15 protein-coding genes and 1 pseudogene are annotated in these 17,601 nt (G+C 52.6%); 10 read left to right on the forward strand and 6 right to left on the reverse strand.

Going from position 1 to position 17,601, the window contains the following annotated elements; translation table 11 throughout:
- The first annotated feature begins 11 nt into the window (after nt 1–11).
- Nucleotides 12–3,140 carry a multidrug efflux RND transporter permease subunit gene (locus PG887_RS02675; protein WP_270821120.1) on the forward strand — a complete coding sequence of 1,043 codons (3,129 nt, stop codon included), beginning with the start codon at nt 12–14 and terminating at the stop codon, nt 3,138–3,140.
- 601 nt (nt 3,141–3,741) lie between these two features.
- Complete coding sequence (locus tag PG887_RS02680; protein WP_103859016.1) at nt 3,742–4,950, forward strand: tyrosine-type recombinase/integrase; 1,209 nt, start codon at nt 3,742–3,744, stop codon at nt 4,948–4,950.
- A gap of 45 nt (nt 4,951–4,995) precedes the next feature.
- On the opposite strand, the pseudogene PG887_RS02685 reads toward PG887_RS02680, so the two are convergent.
- The 5 genes and pseudogenes from PG887_RS02685 to PG887_RS02705 all read right to left on the reverse strand — a co-directional run.
- Nucleotides 4,996–5,499, reverse strand: a pseudogene (locus tag PG887_RS02685) (tetratricopeptide repeat protein); the annotation flags it as partial.
- A gap of 756 nt (nt 5,500–6,255) precedes the next feature.
- Nucleotides 6,256–6,657, reverse strand: coding sequence for an H-NS family histone-like protein (locus PG887_RS02690; protein WP_113070549.1), 402 nt, complete (start codon nt 6,655–6,657; stop codon nt 6,256–6,258).
- Between the two features lie 71 nt (nt 6,658–6,728).
- Entirely contained in the window at nt 6,729–7,400 is a 672-nt protein-coding gene (locus PG887_RS02695; protein WP_270821122.1) for an inovirus Gp2 family protein, read from the reverse strand.
- Between the two features lie 442 nt (nt 7,401–7,842).
- Nucleotides 7,843–9,423, reverse strand: a complete 1,581-nt coding sequence (locus tag PG887_RS02700) for a YfjI family protein (RefSeq protein WP_270821124.1) — start codon at nt 9,421–9,423, stop codon at nt 7,843–7,845.
- Nucleotides 9,401–9,649 (reverse strand): helix-turn-helix transcriptional regulator, encoded by a 249-nt coding sequence (locus PG887_RS02705; RefSeq protein ID WP_081000947.1) that lies wholly within the window; start codon nt 9,647–9,649, stop codon nt 9,401–9,403. Before PG887_RS02705 ends, PG887_RS02700 begins: the two co-directional genes overlap by 23 nt.
- Before the next feature lie 99 nt (nt 9,650–9,748).
- Between PG887_RS02705 and PG887_RS02710 the strand changes: the two genes are divergently transcribed.
- From PG887_RS02710 to PG887_RS02725, 4 genes are all read left to right on the forward strand, one after another.
- Nucleotides 9,749–11,851, forward strand: a complete 2,103-nt coding sequence (locus tag PG887_RS02710; protein ID WP_270682023.1) for a hypothetical protein — start codon at nt 9,749–9,751, stop codon at nt 11,849–11,851.
- Between the two features lie 547 nt (nt 11,852–12,398).
- Nucleotides 12,399–13,352 carry a DUF932 domain-containing protein gene (locus PG887_RS02715; protein WP_268453322.1) on the forward strand — a complete coding sequence of 318 codons (954 nt, stop codon included), beginning with the start codon at nt 12,399–12,401 and terminating at the stop codon, nt 13,350–13,352.
- Nucleotides 13,353–13,448: 96 nt separating this feature from the next.
- Entirely contained in the window at nt 13,449–14,450 is a 1,002-nt protein-coding gene (locus tag PG887_RS02720) for a YqaJ viral recombinase family nuclease (RefSeq protein WP_268453323.1), read from the forward strand.
- Nucleotides 14,447–15,385 carry a recombination directionality factor gene (locus PG887_RS02725; protein ID WP_268453324.1) on the forward strand — a complete coding sequence of 313 codons (939 nt, stop codon included), beginning with the start codon at nt 14,447–14,449 and terminating at the stop codon, nt 15,383–15,385. The genes PG887_RS02720 and PG887_RS02725 overlap by 4 nt, the downstream gene beginning before the upstream one ends.
- A 1-nt stretch (nt 15,386) precedes the next feature.
- Here the strand turns inward: PG887_RS02725 and PG887_RS02730 are convergent, their stop codons facing one another.
- Entirely contained in the window at nt 15,387–15,731 is a 345-nt protein-coding gene (locus PG887_RS02730) for a helix-turn-helix domain-containing protein (protein ID WP_043170874.1), read from the reverse strand.
- 111 nt (nt 15,732–15,842) lie between these two features.
- Between PG887_RS02730 and PG887_RS02735 the strand changes: the two genes are divergently transcribed.
- The 4 genes from PG887_RS02735 to PG887_RS02750 are packed head-to-tail and all read left to right on the forward strand — an operon-like array spanning nt 15,843 to nt 17,579.
- Nucleotides 15,843–16,403: a lecithin retinol acyltransferase family protein gene (locus PG887_RS02735; RefSeq protein WP_270821125.1), complete on the forward strand. Its 561-nt coding sequence runs from the start codon at nt 15,843–15,845 to the stop codon at nt 16,401–16,403.
- A 38-nt stretch (nt 16,404–16,441) separates the two neighbouring features.
- Nucleotides 16,442–16,867, forward strand: coding sequence for a DUF2787 domain-containing protein (locus PG887_RS02740; protein WP_103859009.1), 426 nt, complete (start codon nt 16,442–16,444; stop codon nt 16,865–16,867).
- A 9-nt stretch (nt 16,868–16,876) separates the two neighbouring features.
- On the forward strand, nt 16,877–17,305 hold the full coding sequence (locus PG887_RS02745) for a hypothetical protein (RefSeq protein WP_270821126.1): 429 nt from the start codon (nt 16,877–16,879) through the stop codon (nt 17,303–17,305).
- On the forward strand, nt 17,280–17,579 hold the full coding sequence (locus tag PG887_RS02750; RefSeq protein WP_171276707.1) for a hypothetical protein: 300 nt from the start codon (nt 17,280–17,282) through the stop codon (nt 17,577–17,579). The genes PG887_RS02745 and PG887_RS02750 overlap by 26 nt, the downstream gene beginning before the upstream one ends.
- Nucleotides 17,580–17,601: the final 22 nt, after the last annotated feature.

The following is a 17,601-nucleotide window of genomic DNA, read 5'->3' on the forward strand; positions in this document are numbered from 1 at the left end:
GAGACATTTTCATGCCGCAGTTTTTCATTCATCGCCCGGTGTTTGCCTGGGTGATCGCCCTCTTCATCGTGCTGGCGGGGGTCATCGCCATCCCCAAGCTGCCCATCTCCCGCTATCCCTCGGTGGCGCCGGTGTCGGTGACCCTCTATGCCACCTATCCGGGCGCCACGCCGCAGACCCTGAACGATGCGGTGGTGAGCCTTATCGAGCGCGAGCTGTCTGGGGTGAAGAACCTGCTCTACTTCGAGTCGTCGGTAGATGCCTCCGGCAGCGCGCAGATCACCGCCACCTTCAAGCCGGGCACCGATCCGGAGCTGGCCCAGATGGACGTGCAAAACCGCATCAAGGCGGTCGAGCCTCGCTTGCCACAGGCGGTGCGGCAAACCGGCCTGCAGGTGGAGTCCGCCTCGTCCGGCTTTCTGATGATGGTCGGCATGACTTCACCGGATGGCCGCTTCGATGAGGTCGCGCTGAACGACTACATGGCCCGCAATATCGTGCAGGAGCTGCGCCGCATCGACGGCGTGGGGCGAGTGCAGCTGTTCGGCGCCGAGCAGGCCATGCGCATCTGGGTGGATCCGGGCAAGCTCGCCGCCTACGGGTTGACCATCAGCGAGGTGGCGCAGGCCATCGAGCAGCAGAACGTGCAGATTGCACCGGGGCGCCTCGGCGACGAACCCGCCCTGCCTGGCCAGCGACTGACGGTTCCCCTCACGGTACAGGGGCAGCTGACCACTCCCGAGGCATTCGCCGCCATCGTACTGCGGGCAGGTGCCGATGGCGCCAAGCTGGTGCTGGGTGACGTGGCCTGGGTCGAGCTGGGGGCGCAATCCTACGCCTTTTCCAACCGCGAGAACGGCGTGGCCGCCACCAGCGCTGCCATTCAGCTCTCCCCCGGCGCCAACGCCGTGCGCACCGCCGATGCGGTGCGCACCCGTCTCGCTCAGCTCGCCCCCACTCTGCCGGCGGGCATGGCCTATTCGATCCCGTTCGACTCGGCCCCCTTCGTCAAGGTCTCCATCGACAAGGTGATCCACACCCTGCTGGAAGCCATGGTGCTGGTGTTCCTGGTGATGTTTCTCTTCCTGCAGAACCTGCGCTACACCCTGATCCCGGCCATCGTCGCCCCCATCGCCCTGCTTGGCACCTTCGCGGTGATGCTGCTGGCCGGTTTTTCGATCAACTCCCTCACCATGTTCGGCATGGTGCTGGCCATCGGCATCATCGTCGACGACGCCATCGTGGTGGTGGAGAACGTCGAGCGCCTGATGGCCACCCAGGGGCTATCGCCCAGGGAGGCGACATCGCGGGCCATGAAGGAGATCAGCGGGGCGGTGATCGGCATCACCCTGGGGCTCACGGCGGTGTTCATCCCCATGGCGTTCGGCAGCGGCTCCGTGGGGGTCATCTACCAGCAGTTCACCCTGTCGATGGCGGTGTCGATCCTGATTTCCGCCTTCCTCGCCCTGACCCTGACGCCGGCGCTCTGCGCCACCCTGCTGCGTCCGGTCAGCCCGAGTCACCATGAGAAGCGCGGCTTCTTCGGCGCCTTCAACCGGGGCGTCGAGCGACTCACCGCAGGCTACGGCGTTCGGGTCACCCGGCTGGTCGGGCGCAGCGGACGCGTGATGGCTATCTTCGCCGCCCTCTGCGCCGTGCTGGCCATTGTGGCCACCCAGCTGCCCTCCTCTTTCCTGCCGGACGAGGATCAGGGTTATTTCATGACCTCCATCCAGTTGCCGACCGGCGCCACCAGCGAGCGCACCCTGGCCGTCATCAAGGAGTTCGAGGCCCATGTGGCCTCTCGCGAGGCGCTCGACACCAATCTGGTGGTGCAAGGCTTCAGCTTCTCCGGCGCCGGCCCCAATGCGGCCATGGCCTTCACCATGCTCAAAGACTGGGACCAGCGTCATGGCGCCACGGCTGCCGAAGAGGCTGAGCTGGCACAGGCCGCCATGGCCAACAGCAAGGAAGGCACCGTGATGAGCCTGCTGCCGCCCGCCATCGACGAACTGGGCACCTCTTCGGGTTTCACGCTCTTCCTGCAAGACAGGGCTAACCGGGGGGACGCCGCGCTGCTGGCCGCCCAGGCGCAACTGCTGGCACTGGCGGCCCAAAGCGAAGTGGTGAGCGATGTCTATCCGGACAGCCTGCCCCCCGGCGAGAGCATTCACCTCGAGATCAACCGGCAGAAGGCCGAGGCCATGGGACTCTCGTTCACCAGCGTGAGCAGCACCCTGTCGGCGGCGATGGGATCGCTCTATATCAACGATTTCCCCAACGGCGGGTACATGCAGCAGGTCATACTGCAGGCCGACGCGTCGGCGCGCATGCAGCTCGATGACGTACTCGGCCTGCGGGTGCGCAATGCCAGCGGCGGCATGGTGCCCCTGCGGGAGGTGGTGACGCCGACCTGGCGCCAGTCGCCGCAACAGATGATGCGCTTCGAGGGCTTCCCCGCCGTGCGTCTCTCCGGGAGTGCCGCCCCCGGGGTGTCCAGTGGCGCCGCGATGGCGGAAATGGATCGCCTGGTGGCGCAACTGCCGCCAGGCTTTGCCCTGGCCTGGACGGGACAGTCGCTGCAGGAGCGCCAGTCGGCGGCCGAGGCCCCCCTGCTGATGCTGCTGTCGGGACTGGTGGTGTTCCTGGTGCTGGCCGCGCTCTACGAGAGCTGGTCCATCCCGCTCTCGGTGATGCTGGTGGTACCGCTGGGTCTGCTCGGCGCCGTGGCGGCGGTGATGCTGCGCGGCATGCCCAACGACGTCTTCTTCAAGGTGGGCATGATCACCATCATCGGCCTGTCGGCCAAAAACGCCATCCTCATCGTGGAGTTTGCCCGCCAGTTGCATGGCGAAGGACGCTCGCTGCTTGATGCCGCTGTGACCGCCGCCCGCCTGCGCCTGCGCCCCATCCTGATGACGTCGCTCGCCTTCACCCTCGGCGTGGTGCCGCTGATGCTTGCCAGTGGTGCCAGCGCCGAGACCCAGCATGCCATCGGCACCGGCGTGTTCGGCGGCATGATCAGCGGCACCCTGCTGGCTATCTTCTTCGTGCCGGTCTTTTTTGTCTTCGTCATCGGCACCCAGACGCGTATTCAGGCCTGGCGGGCCAGACGAGCCACGCAGCGGAGAGCGTCATGATGTTGCCCCCTGATGTCTGGCGCTCGGCAATGCCGGCAGGGGGCTGCAGGGAGTGGCTCTCAGCCCTCACTTCCAGTGTCATCACGGGCGCTGTGGTGGCGGCCAAGGTGAGAAGGCATGGGCTGGCAGGAGAGCACGGGAGGCGGGATTATCGTCACTGGCGGCAGCAATCTAACGGCCCAGACAATGACAGCGTTCAGACAACAGAGGCCATCGAGACCGTGAAAGAGACAGGCTCGGCGTTCGAGCCAGACAACCACCGGACTGACGGGCAGCCTGGCCGTGCTCGTCCGCATCTTGTTGGCCACCATTGTAGGAACTGACGGGTGGGAGAGCCCCGCTCAGGTTGTCACTCAATGGCACCTGCATGTAGGTGCGCGAATACGAAAAAGCCCAACTGAATAAATCAGTTGGGCTATATATATGGCGGAGGAGGTGCCCGCCGTAATTAAGTCCAATCAACTCCACACCAATCCAGCAAGCCATTTACTATCAGTATATTAGAAACAAACACAGTCCAATCCATCCCAATCACATATTACCACTGCGCATGCTTGGTGGCATACTGAGTGGCATATTCAATTCTCAAGGAGGTTACCTGATGGCAATCCTCACCGATACCAAAGCCCGCAACATCAAGCCTGAAGATAAGCCCCTTGCTCATGGTGGCGTCACCGGGTTGACGCTACACCCCTCTACCATCAAGGGCAGAGGAAAGTGGGTGTTCCGCTATGTCAGCCCACTGACGAAGAAACGACGTAACGCTGGCCTCGGGACTTACCCCGAGATCTCTATCGCTGACGCTGCTCGAGACGCCCAGGCAATGCGGGAACAGCTGGCGAATAATCTGGACCCACTAGAGATCCGGCTGCAGGAGCAGAACAAGCCGAAGATCCCGACGTTGGAAGCATCCGCCAGACTCGTCTACGAAAGCTTGTTACCTGGTTGGAAGAACCCAAAACACGGCAAGCAATGGATCACCACATTGGAACAGTATGCCTTTCCTGCAATTGGCACTATCTCCATTGATACCATCACCCCAGCTCATATCGCTTCCGTTTTGCAACCGATATGGCTGACGATCCCGGAAACGGCAAGCCGTGTTAAACAGAGGCTACACGCAGTCATGGCTTGGGCATGGGCCCATGGCTATACCTCTGCAAACCCAGTGGATGTGGTAAGCCACCTATTACCGGCTCAACCCAGCAAATCTGTGCGTGTAGAACACCAGCCTGCAATGCCTTGGCGTGATATCCCTGCATTTGTGCAAAAACATCTGAGAACAACGCAACAGTACGATGTAACCCGCTCCATGCTGGAGTTCTTGATCCTGGCTGCTTGCCGTTCAGGTGAAGTCAGAGCCATGAAGTGGTCAGAAGTCGATTTGGAGGCAAGGGTCTGGACTTTGCCTGCCGAGCGTATGAAAGCCAAACAACAACATCGTGTTCCGTTATCTCTTCGTGCCGTCGAAATCCTGAAAGGGTTAAGGGGATTACATGACGAGTTGGTATTCCCATCCCCCAGAGACCAAGTACCGCTCTCAGACACAGTGTTGACGATGTTTCTGAGAAGAGCCAAAGCAGGGAGTTGCACACCTGGCCGAATGGCCACTGCTCATGGCTTTCGTTCTAGCTTTCGAGACTGGTGCAGCGAGCAGGGCTATGCGCGGGATCTCGCTGAACGAGCATTAGCTCACACAGTGCAGAACAAGGTAGAAGCCGCCTACCACCGCACGGACTTGCTGGATCAGCGGCGTCCAATGATGGATGCGTGGGCTGAGTTTGTATCCGGTAATTCACCAACTGAATAAGAAGGAAGCGGCCCACCAAGGCCGCTTCCTTCTATGTTCTTTTTTTTAGCTTTTCTTAGCCGTTGATGACATCTTGCCAAACCAGTGCTCAGAGAGTTTCTGCGCTTGTTTGACTTCCGGCTTGGTCATCGCGGCCTCGAGTTCATCACGGGCCCGTACAGCCTCAGGCATTCCTTCTGTCGCCGCCAGTGACAGCCAAGCATAAGCATGCACCCGGTTACGAGGTGCCCCCAAGCCTTCCTCACGCAATGTCCCCATTCGGTATTGGGCTTGGCGGTCGCCCTGCTGGGCCGCTAGGCGATACTGCTTGAGAGCAAGCGCGTAATCCTCTTTTCCCCCTTGTCCCAGACGCAGCATTTCACCGTAGGTGTACTGGGCGAGAATGTGTCCTTGTTGGGCGGCCTTGGCATAACTGGCTCTGGCCTGCGCCAGTTCACCTTATTTATGCTGTAAATCCACCAGCTCGAACAACGCCTTGGGTACGCCACCGTCAGCAGCCTTCCCTAACCAATAGATCTGCTGTTTCCGGTCTACCTGCAGCACCCGCAGTAGATACTGCTGCCCACCCTTGCTGGGTACTCGTTGCTCATCGAACACAACGATCCCGGACAACGCTCGAACCCTGGCAAAATCTCGCTCTATGGACCAAGGCGAGACGCCAAACACGTCTGCGGCTTCACGGGCGCTGATTGCTCGCGGCTGTTCGTGCAGCCAATGTGCTTACTTGCAAGTAACGCGGCAAAGGTGGATTCGGATTGATAGACATGTAATTCCGTCATTACGCTGGGTGATGGGTAGGCACATTGGACTACCCATGGAGCAATTTGTTCAGGTAATCACAATAAACTTCCTGGCTAACTACTTGTCAGCAAGGCTTGGGCTTCGTCGCGTATCGCACAATATCGCTGTGTGAGGAGTGATCGTTTTTCAACTCGCCAACCGCCATATTTAGCTAGCCAGCGCCTGGGGCAACGTGGATCCCAACTATCAATGGCTTCGCGTAATCGCGCATCCAAATCGGTACGCTCTGCGTCTAAGTCTTTTATGGCTGGCATCAGGATCGGCTATGAGGAACTCGGTGGTTATCGTAGTGCTGACGAGAGGAATTGAACTGGTGACCTACTGAGCTAAGCCAGCATCATGCGCATGCTAAAGGATGTTTTGAATAATGTCATTAGAGCTGGCCTCTGTCATGCGACAGATCATTACCTAGTATTCCTGGTTCGTCACAACGAGAGCTGGCACTAATTAGCCACGAAGCACGTAAAAAGGAAGGCCACACCGTGAGGGCATGGCCTTGTCTATTTAGATGAGGAAGTCATCCAGCTGACGACCTTGCTCGAGTTGCTCAGCCAAGAACTTGGGTGTACGGCCCTGACCGGTCCAGGTTTTCTCTACGCCATTCTCAACGTAACGGTATTTCGGGGGCCGAGGTGCTCGTTTCGCTTTAGCCGCAGTCGCTGCTGCTGGGGCACAGCCTACCAACTCAGTCGGGTCAATACCAGCCTGAGCCAACATCGCTTGGAACTCAGCCAGCTTTTGCTGACGTTCTGCATTGGCTGCTTGCTCTTTCTCTGCGTGCTCCAGACGCTCCAGATAAATCGATTCAATCTTCTCGTGGGCTTCTTGGAGTTGTTCCAGAGACAACTCACGCATTGCTGCACGTAGACTACGGATGTTCAACAGCACTTTCAGAAATTCACTCATAGATATCCTTAAATTAAATACGCAGGGATTGTTCTATAGCATACTAATGAGCACTGACGTGCTCAAGCGTCTTATCGTACTTGACTGCAACCGAAGTTGCGTTGTCCATCAGCAACCTTCGTTCTTTGTTTACTCAGATAAGCCATACGAAATAAAAATGCACTGAAATTTTCATCTAAGTTTCGCGCTGAATTACGGTCAAACCTGTATTGTGGATTTGCAGGGAAGTTAACCAGCGTTGCATTATCAGGGTATGGGAGACCCAACGCGCTGCACCACGCCTTCTGGATCCGAGTCCCCATGTTGTTGGCATCATAATCCCGATAATCTCCCAAGAAGGCATAAACATCTTTGTTAAACAGCAGCATCAGGTGGTAATGAGGTGATGCCGATGACTCCTGCTCCCGACACCAGATAAAGGCCGGTAGAGATGGAGTACCACGTCGCTTCTGACGATAATGGTCCGCACGTAGTTGGCTTTTCAGGGACTCCATAAAGCGAGTGATCACTGATGAATCTGAACGCTGTAAACAAGTCAGCGTATCCGTATCATCTTCAGGCGACTCACTAGCAAAACGCAGATCCACACGTAGAGCATAAACACGAGGATACCTAGCCAGGGTACCGGAAACAACATCTAAGCTACGCCTCAAATAAGCACTATTCATAGGGCCGTAACTATCTGTGTATAATCTAGTAAGCGCTTTCATCTTCAATACTGAATTTTTTAAGTGATTCAACATAGGAGTCCCTACCTTGGTGAATAGACACGGAGGTATAGTTATTGAATTAAATAAATAGATGTGCTTTTTGCTTAAGTAAATACACCATGCTCTGGATGCTATCCATAGTGGTACATGCTTAGAGGCATGTAGTCTTCATGCTCCTCTCATCGTTAGATTGCATAGCGTATGCTGCTGAACGTTAGTAGTGTGCATGGCTATGGATGTATATAATGGAGTATGTATTGTTATATATAATACATATACCGTGCTATACATTATTTAATCAGACTGACACACAACCTGAACATATCTATACATACACTGAAATATAAATATATGGTTCCTAATTCAGATGCAGTAATGACACATCCATATATAACAACACTCTTAAGTTACTTAAGGTGAGGTATCGCAATAGTTAATGCTGCATCTTACTGCATGGGTATGGGATATACTCTTATCATCGTAATTGACTTCTCATGTCCATCAACGGTCTTTCAAAAAGTTCAACTGATGGTATCCCTAAATGGCGTCTTCCACGATACTCTACAAGTTCGTTAACATAAATCCTATCTTGAGTGCGTACTGAAGAGCGCCTAACAAGCCTAGGGTATTTCTTCCAAGATAAAGAAATATAGATTGACTGTTTCTTTTTAAAGCAAATGATATCTCCTCGAGCAATAAGAACTTCTATTGCATCTTCTAGCTTATTCAAATTACGAACGCAATGTGGCCCACTTCGTCTAATGTCACCTTTCAGAAGCAGCTCATTATTCCAGTTATGAATAATCCACTCCAGTAACTTATTCACATGTGTCTCGTCCACGAACTCCCGAGCCTCGGGCGATCTAAAGATTATTAATGCTTGATGCAAATATATTTCAGCCAGTTCAATGGCAGTCTGCATAGTCTCATGAGTCACAAGTGCGTTTCTGTAGTCTCTATTTTTAAACACATGAAGTGCCGCCGCGATTCTCGAAGCCTGCTCCATAAACTTTGAACCAAAATCTTTATAGTGTTCCAAATATTCCCCGCCCCTCATTGCGTATTCAATGTCATTAAACTTGTCATTCCAAATTTTCTTAGCACTCTCTGTTAAATTCAGGCAATGGCGTTCCTTGCCTTGTGCTCTCATCTCGAGCCCTTCTTGCAGTAATGCATCAATCCTTGAGCTAAATCTACCTAATTTAATTTTATCATCTAGTGATGCGCTATCATCCCTATCTTCTTGACGATAGCCAATCTCTGACTCAGGCTCACACAGTAGAATTCGAGCGTCTAATCCAGAGCTTCTCATCGCATCACCATTACTATCTCTGAATATTCTATATATATCAGGCTGGATTTGCATGCTCAAAGTCAAACGAGCACCTTCAATATGAACTTCAGGGGCATTGGCTCTGTCAACACGTATAGTTTGACCTGACCATAGTGAGTTAAACAATGCATTATCTTTCATCAAGTCACTCGACAGTAGTGTCCCAGCTTCATCGGACACCAGAGCTAATGACGTATTCTTCTCAGCTAACATCGACTTCAGTTTTGCGACTGTTATATCCTCAGCTAAAATCCTCTTAACTACCGGAGCTATAGGCATATTTGAATGATGAGTGTGCCATGCCTCTATTATAATGGGCTGCTCATCACCTTTTTTATGCATCTCATCTAATTCCTTCCTTAACACTTTTTTCTTTATATTCCACAATTCCAGTTCGATCTGATATTTCTGCTGTGCAGCATCTACCTGCTCAGCTAAGCATTTTTCAAATTCACGAACTGGTTTCATCAGTAGCTTATCGACCGTGCTTTTTCTCTCGCCAGAAGCAGCTAGAATTAGAGTGTAAAGTGATGCCGGTATTTTCATCTCACTTTTGGGGCTAATATCTACCAACTGCTGCGATGCGATAGCTATAACAGACAACATTTGAGTCAAGATCATAAATCTCGGGGCCTTTGTTCTATAGGCGACGACATCCAGTGGATCCCAAAGGGACTGATCTAACCGCTCAATGACAGTTTCAATGGCTCTGTGTTGATTCATTTTTGACCTCCATTGTTTGACTACTTTGTGACCTGGTTGCGATCCATTGATTGACCTCGCTCTGACGCCAGCCGATCGCTGACTTGCCAAGTTTTATCGCCCTGGGAAAGCTGGGGTCATGCCGAGCAGACTTGGCGTTTAGCTTGTCATAAATTGTTGATCTAGCGAGGCTAATCATCTTTGTAAGCTCAGGCATCCTAATGATGCGGTCTATTGCTTCTTGCATTATGTGATGTCCTTCTAACGTCTGATTGAATGAGCTCGCATTATGGCGAGCCTATCGGGTAACGTCATGGGGGCAAACTACGGCTACAAAAGGTAAATCATGAAAAAACATCTCTTCGCAGCACTTATCTACTCTGTAGAAAAAACTCTTGGACTCAGAAGCAAGGCCCGCCCAACCGAGGAAGCCAGCAAAGCTAGCTTTGATTCACATCGTAAAGAATTACAAACAGAAACTGCCCCAAATGATTCCACTCGAAGACTAGAAAAGATATTCAAGCTGCTGCATATTGGTTGCGATTTGCCACCAAAAATGGATGTAAATCATTTTGATATAATGGAAAGCGTGTACTACGCTCTAGCTAGACAGCCTAATGTTCTTGATGTCCTATACGAGGACCCCATCCAAAATTATATTAGCAACGCATTAATCCCTTTAATTTGCGTTGACATTTATATTTTAAAAGGTTACTCAAATGAAAACTCAATCTATTATCATCTTGACCGCATCCTTGCAATGGATAATTTAGCTACCTTTGATGGCAATAAACAAGAACTCAGAAAAACCACAGCTCAAAAATATGTGCGCGAATATATAAATCATCACTTCAATAAGCATGCAGATATACTTAACAAAACCAATTTCAAGAATAAAGAACAGTTAATTCCTGAATTGCTCAATTATTTGGGTGTGTTTTATAAAAAAGACAATCAAACATGTGCAAAACTACATGAGAAACTTGAACCTTGTAATGAAAGGCTTTTTAGTACAAAAATTGACAATTCGTCATTTAGCATCCAGCCAATAATCGCCGCTTATACTGCCATCATAATTCTGCAGGATATCGCGAATAAAACCAGCATGATTGCTCATTTTTATAATACATATAACCTTCTTATCGAAAAACAAAGCCCAATACTTAACGACTTATATTTAAGCCTACACGCAGCACTGAGTGAAAACTATGAGGACTTAAACCTTAATGAATCATCCATTTACTTACATGATGGAAATGAACCAGAAATAATATTAAGCAGCAAAAAACTGATGTATTTAGAAAAAATAACCTCTTACATATTTGAAATGTTTGGGATTTGCACTCTATCTGATTCAGAGCTAGATTTGATGCCACTACTAGTAGAAGAATCATATCTAGGTAAAATGGTCTCGCTTCCTCCTCAATTTAGTATACCTATGGCTATTGTTGACAAGGATGCATCATTAGAGAATAAGGCAAACCATCTTGAAATGCATGTGATTTCATTTGATCATTCTAAGGTCGCTACTATTGCAGGGTTAATGTATAAAGAGACCAATAAATTTCAAAAGTTCTTCATGCAATATATACCTCTTATTGAAGCACTCGACTGCATAAAACATAACGAACCAGATGCAGCATTAGATATAATTAATAATGTGCAACATGAAGATCGTTTATCGTTTGGGTTTATTAAGCATTCACTAGCCGTGCTTAAAATAGGGTTGATGTACATCTTAAAGCCAAACAGCATTAAACACCAGTCATTAAACGAACAGGTTACTGACATAATAAACCATCAAGGCATTATTTCTATTCCTGTCCTTGCATCACCCAATTTATTAGAAATTAATAATGCCGGATGGCTTTCTATACCTGAATATGAAGAATGTTCTATTGTTTCTGGCGGCAACACATATAACTCGGTCGTAGCACAAGCCATCTATATTTATAATTTCACCGTCGCACGACACACCCCCTCGCGCAATCCAACGACAAACGAACCTATCAAAAACACGTCATCATTGACTCATCCAAATCTCAATTACTCTTCGTCATTGATTATCCGTAACCTGCTTAAAGACCTGAATGAGGTCTCAGGAAAAATATTAGCCGGACTTGATAAAGTCAGCATCGATGTAGATCCTAAAGTTCCTGAGGGCCCTGCAACATTTGCAAACGAATTGGTTAGAGAAAATGTTGTTTCTAGAGAAGAATTAAATGACAATCTAATCCAAGGAATTACAGGATCTTCTCTCGGTGTTTGTCTCTTGGACTATTCAACCATCATATTGTTCTTGTTTGTTCCTGGGGATGATGTTGCTAATATTATAGCGTTAGGTGAAAAGACTAATGTTGTAGAGTTATTGTTCAGGTATAGACATCCTTTACCTAAGGAAGGTGAGAATAATTCACTAAACACAAAAAATGCATCTGTAATCAGTTGAACTGAAAGAACTGAAATTTTCAGTTTCTTTGAAGGGGTACTTATTCGTACCCTCTCTAGTGAATAATTACTTGTTGATATACATTAATTTCAAATATACCTGCGAGAATTGTTTGAATACGTTTTTATTTTAATGTATTGTTTTCAGGGATGGAGTAGGTTGCCAAAACGTGGATTGAGGCACTGGTGACATTACAGCGCCACAATCCCACAGCATCAATTCAGGTGTATGGTTACTTCTTCTCCCACCTGTCATCATGACTCCAACAACTAATCAAGTAAGCTCTATCCAGATACTTTCAGATACGAATATCAAAAATATCTGGAATATCAAAAGTTGCGCACACTAATGAGTCTCAACAATGTTACTGGCAGCCGTCGTGTAATCTCATATGGCACCGCTTGGTTTTTAATCTCTATAAATGGTGTGTTGCGGCTATATGGCATTCCCTCTGCCTCCATTCAAATAAATTTCAGATATATATTCTCTCCGTGAACATACCTCTGGGATTGCGCTATGCAGTCCCATTTTCATTGGAGATTGATATATGGCTCACCTCATCGATAGCATTGCCTACACTGGCCAGACGCCTTGGCACGGCCTCGGCAATATCTTGCCCCCACAACAATCCTTGGAGATCTGGCTTAAAGCTGCCGGAATGGACTGGACCATCGAGCAGAGCGACGTAATGTTTAATGTTGCTTCCGATGCCCTTCATATTCGCCCCTATCGTGATAGTAAGGTGCTCTTCCGCTCCGATACACTCGAACCGCTCTCGGTGGTCTCCCAACGCTATAACGTGGTACAGCCCCATGAGGTGCTGCACTTCTATCAGGATTTAGTGGAAATCGGCGGCTTTGAATTAGAAACCGCAGGCTCACTTAAAGGCGGTCGAAAACTATGGGCGCTGGCCCGTACCGGCCAAGACTTGAAACTCAAAGGCAATGACCTGGTGAAGTCCTATCTGCTGCTGGCGACCAGCTGTGACGGCACGCTTTGCACCACGGCGCAATTTACCTCATTGCGAGTGGTCTGTAATAACACCCTTCAGATGGCGTTGCGTAATAGCACTGGCGCAGTCAAAGTTTCTCACTCGACGACATTTGACCCAGCTATTGTCAAAGAGGAATTAGGGTTGGGACTTTCCCACTGGGATGAATTCAAAACCCAGACCAAAGCATTGGCTGCCCGTCCTGTCGCCTCAGAAGAGGCGCTACGTTTCTTTAGCGATCTGCTGGCCCAGCCATTAGATGCCGACAATCAAATTATCCTCACCCGACCAGTCCAACAGCTCCACGAGCTATATCAAGGCGCAGGCATGGGCTCGGAGTTAGCCAGTTCCCAGAATACCGCTTGGGGTTTAGTTAATGCGGTGACCGAATACGTCGACCATCACCGCCGTGCCCGCAGTCAGGACTATCGCCTGGACTCTGCCTGGTTCGGTCAGGGTGCTCAGCTAAAGTCTCAGGCCCTCAACCAGGCCCTTACTCTGCTGCAGTAATCCCCGCTCTACCGATTCATCTCATTTACCCGTCATAGACCCCTACCCAGCCATCAGGCCGGGCAGGGACGTTTATGCCGTCAAGCAGGAGTCACGATGAAAGCAAAAGCCAAATACGGTCAGGCCATTCGTTTAGCCTCCACCACCGACCTCTCTCGCGAACAGTGGCTGGCGATCCGCAAGCTGGGGCTAGGCTCGTCCGATGCCGCCGTGGCGGTGGGCCTCTCACCCTATAAATGCCCGCTGTCGCTATGGCTGGAAAAGACTGGTCGCAAGGAGCCGGACGATATCTCTCAGAAAGAAGCTGTGTTGTGGGGCATCGAGCTCGAACCGGTGTTGGCACAGGTCTATGCCAAGCGCACCGGCTACCGGGTGCGCCGGGTCAATGCGGTACTCCAGCACCCCGAACACACCTTTATGCTCGCCAATCTCGACCGGGAGGTGGTGGGCCACCCCGACGGCCCTGGCATCCTCGAAATCAAGACCGCCAGCTATCACAGTGCCCCGCAGTGGGAAGAAGGTGTGCCGGTCGCCTACCAGTGTCAGGTACTGCATCAGCTTGCCATCACTGGCCATGCTTGGGCAGAAGTGGCGGTACTCATCGGTGGTCAAGATTTTCGGATTTACCGCATCGAGCGCGACGAGGAGAAGATCCGGGATCTCACCGAGCGAGAAGCGCAGTTCTGGCATCAGGTCATCAGCGGTCAGCAGCCCGAACCCGATGGCTCCGAGGATGCGGGCTCGGCGTTGGCCTGGCTATTTCCCCGCGATGACGGGGAGACCGTCGATCTCTCCGATTCTCCCGAGTTCAACCAGCTGTTCGGGGAGTTGCTGCATCTGCGTGAACATAAGGAAGAAGTGGAGTTGCGCGAATCGCAGATCAAGCAGCGCCTACAGGCCACGCTAGGCGAGGCCACGGCAGGACTCTTTGCCGACGGCAAGATCACTTGGAAACGCAGCAAGGATCGGCTGGCCCCGGACTTGGAACGGCTCGGCCAGGATCACCCCGACCTGCTCAGCCACTATGTCAAACCGGTGCCCGGCTCACGCCGTTTCACCATTCAAGCAGTTCACGCTGTCAGGAGACACACACCATGATCAAAGGACTGGCGATTACCCCGCCCGTGATTGGGCGGATCTGTATTGGCAAGCTGGTACAGAAAGAGGGGAAATGGGTACCGGAGAAGGACGACAGTTTCACCCTCACCACCCAGGTACAGCAGAAAGGGGGATGGTTGCTCCATCCCTTGCATCAACAGTTCGCTCAAGGGCATGAGCAGGCCAAGATCCGCGCCATTCCGGTACGGGTGCTGTTCAATGACAGCGATCTGAACCTGCGGGCAGAGTACAGCGCCTTTGACCGCCAAACCGGACGGCCGCTTTGTGTCGGCAATGGAGAGGTGGCAAAACGGGTGGGGGCGCAAGGGATGGAGGAGGTCAGTTGCCCCGGTCCGGAGCGCTGCCCTTATGGCCAGCAGCAGGGCTGCAAGCTGTACGGACGACTGAACCTGTTTGTGGAGGGACAGGGGGATGAACTCGGCAGCTTTATCTTTCGCACCACCGGCTATAACTCGGTACGGACCCTGGCGGCACGGCTCAAGTACTTTGAGGCGGTGAGTGGTGGCCTGACTCGCTACCTGCCGCTGACCTTACGGCTGCGGGCCAAGAGCACCACCCAGTCCTACCGTACCCCGGTCTACTACGTGGATTTGACCCTGCGCGATGAACTGACCCTGACTGAGGCAGTCTGTCAGGCACGGCAGGAAGCGTTGCTGGATGATGAGGCGGGACTGACGATTAGCGAGATGGAAGCCGTGGCGCGGGCGCTACTGCGCAATGGTCAGTTCGAGGAAGTGGATGAAGAGGTGCCAATGCTGCTGGAAGAGTTTTACCCCCAGGTGGAGGAAGGGGAGCATTCGACTGCCGAACCAGCACCGCAAACAGTGGCCCAGCCACGGGGAACGCGAGCACGGGCATCCCCGTTAACCAACAAGCTAGGCAAGGACGCCACACCGGCACCCGGTACACCCTAACTCAGGATTTGGCCAGGCGCTCGACCAACCGCTCAAATGTCTCCAGCAGCAATGCCCGGTCGTCGCTGTCCAGCCGGGCGAGTTTCTGCCCCAAGACGATACCCTGCTCAGTTGGGCGCGGGCTGGTTTCGCGCAAGAAATCGGCCAGCTCGCACCCAAACAGCTGAGCCAGTTCAGCCAGCCGGGCAATGGTCGGCACCACGATACCGCGCTCCATCCGAGAGACGGCTTCCATCCCGATATTAAGGTGCTCTGCCACCTGATCCTGGGTCAATCCCGCCTGCTGGCGCTGCCGCCCGATCGCCTTGCCCACGCTTTTAGCCAATAGCTCACCTGGGCCTGGGATTCCCGTACCCTGACGTTACACAAATAGAATCGTCACTTTTCCACACTGATAACAGGGCACCCACGAGGTGCCCTGCTTCGTTTTTATGTCTGACCACAAGGAGTTAACTTCATGTCTCGATTCACCCCAGGCGATCATCTGGTGACCGCTCACCTCGGTTATACCCACCATGGCCTCTATGTCGGGGGCGACCTTGTCATCCACTATCAGGGGCCTAATCTCGGCCTACCCGGTGAAATCGTGATGACCTCTTTGGATGAGTTTTCCGATGGTAAGCCGGTCTGGTGCAAATTTTGCCCTGTCAGGCGGTATGACCGAACAGAGAGCCTCGAACGTGCCCGTACACGGCTGGGCGAGCATCGATACGATGTGTTGTTCAGTAACTGTGAACACTTCGTGATGTGGTGCATCCACGGTATCCACCACTCGACACAGGTTAGTCAGGTAGCAACGGCGGTGGCGAAAGCGGCCCTTCGTACTCCACAGACTACTATCATTCCCCCAGCTATGACCGTGTTGAGCCGCGAGCGCACAACGTCTGATTACATAACGCTCGCCACCTCTGCTATCACCCTGACCACCCTCGCGACATCGCCAAGCTGGGTCCCCCTGGCAACCGGCGCATTAGCCGTTCACGCAGTCAGCCGCCTCTGGTCCTGGCTCACCGACTGATCCACTACCGCTACCTCACACTTTCAAGGAACACTACCATGACGATTCCCTTTCACCGGGACGGCTTTGCCCTGCCTGCTTGTCAGGCTTTGCTGGCCCTGCTCAGCCAAGAAGCCGAACATACCGATCTCGATCTGGGGCGCTGCACCCAGCTAACCTTCAACTTCCGCAATCCCGGCTACAGTGTCGAACAAGGTGGCGTGCACCCGGTCGAGATCCGCCTGATCCGTGGGCTAGATGGCTGGCTGTTCGATTACGTCACCGACTTCAGCTACCAGGGGCTCGGCCATGATGCCGAGCTCTGCAAGGAGATCGACTTCAACTTCCTCGATGGGGAACACACCATGTTGGGCTGGGGACCGCTGCGGCTGGCCGAAGCGCGGGAATTGTTCGATATCTGGCAAAGCAACTTCATTGCCTACTGCCGGTTGGAATGCTTCAGCGTCACGGTCGCAGGAGATTAGGAGGTCACGATGACCCAAGAATTAGCTCTATCCCACTACTCACGTCAGTGGTTGGGCCTGGTCGCGGCCAAAGCCAAACTGCAGCCGACTCACCAGGGCGAGCGCTGGTTGCTGCATCTGACTCCTGGTAGCCCAAACGCTCGCACCGTTACACTGCACCTGCGCTGGTATGGGGGGCAGTGGCAACTGCTCTCCCTCACCAATGCCGAGGACTGGCGCACCATGAGTCAGCCCGTGGATGAAATCTGCGTGGACCCCAAGCGCCAATGTTTCTGGCGCTGCCAAGCAGGCCCCATCCCGCTCTCTGAACAGCCTCGTGTACTGGGCAGCTTTCTGGCCGACTTGCAGCGTACCTGCATTCATCTCGGCTATCGCGTGGAGAGTGACTCCTTACCTCAAGAGGAGACACACGATGCCCAACCAACCGATCGCCGTTGAGCTTGAAGCGATTAATCGAGATGGCGAGACGCAGGTGGTGCGCGACAGTGGCCTGACAGTTCAAGGCTACAGCGTCTACCTACGGGCGGTAGAGACCAGCGGGCTGGCACTGGCTACCTGGGTAGCTGACTACGACACTATCGGCCCAGCTTACGAACTGGCAGAGCGCTTGAGCCTGGCGCTGGCCGTCCCGCTCACCATGCTGGTCCCCGAATCGCTGATGCCGGTGAAGCGAGAGCCCACAGCTACAACAGGCCCCACCACGGTCAACTGACCCCCCTCAAAGAGAACCAACA

The sequence above is a fragment of the Aeromonas sp. QDB14 genome (genome assembly GCF_027707845.1).
GTDB classification, from domain to species: domain Bacteria; phylum Pseudomonadota; class Gammaproteobacteria; order Enterobacterales; family Aeromonadaceae; genus Aeromonas; species Aeromonas caviae.

Coding starts and splice junctions, on each gene's coding strand:
- PG887_RS02675 (WP_270821120.1), top strand. CDS start 12: ATGCCGCAGTTTTTCATTCATCGCCCGGTGTTTGCCTGGGTGATCGCC.
- PG887_RS02680 (WP_103859016.1), top strand. CDS start 3,742: ATGGCAATCCTCACCGATACCAAAGCCCGCAACATCAAGCCTGAAGAT.
- PG887_RS02690 (WP_113070549.1), bottom strand. CDS start 6,657: ATGAGTGAATTTCTGAAAGTGCTGTTGAACATCCGTAGTCTACGTGCA.
- PG887_RS02695 (WP_270821122.1), bottom strand. CDS start 7,400: ATGTTGAATCACTTAAAAAATTCAGTATTGAAGATGAAAGCGCTTACT.
- PG887_RS02700 (WP_270821124.1), bottom strand. CDS start 9,423: ATGAATCAACACAGAGCCATTGAAACTGTCATTGAGCGGTTAGATCAG.
- PG887_RS02705 (WP_081000947.1), bottom strand. CDS start 9,649: ATGCAAGAAGCAATAGACCGCATCATTAGGATGCCTGAGCTTACAAAG.
- PG887_RS02710 (WP_270682023.1), top strand. CDS start 9,749: ATGAAAAAACATCTCTTCGCAGCACTTATCTACTCTGTAGAAAAAACT.
- PG887_RS02715 (WP_268453322.1), top strand. CDS start 12,399: ATGGCTCACCTCATCGATAGCATTGCCTACACTGGCCAGACGCCTTGG.
- PG887_RS02720 (WP_268453323.1), top strand. CDS start 13,449: ATGAAAGCAAAAGCCAAATACGGTCAGGCCATTCGTTTAGCCTCCACC.
- PG887_RS02725 (WP_268453324.1), top strand. CDS start 14,447: ATGATCAAAGGACTGGCGATTACCCCGCCCGTGATTGGGCGGATCTGT.
- PG887_RS02735 (WP_270821125.1), top strand. CDS start 15,843: ATGTCTCGATTCACCCCAGGCGATCATCTGGTGACCGCTCACCTCGGT.
- PG887_RS02740 (WP_103859009.1), top strand. CDS start 16,442: ATGACGATTCCCTTTCACCGGGACGGCTTTGCCCTGCCTGCTTGTCAG.
- PG887_RS02745 (WP_270821126.1), top strand. CDS start 16,877: ATGACCCAAGAATTAGCTCTATCCCACTACTCACGTCAGTGGTTGGGC.
- PG887_RS02750 (WP_171276707.1), top strand. CDS start 17,280: ATGCCCAACCAACCGATCGCCGTTGAGCTTGAAGCGATTAATCGAGAT.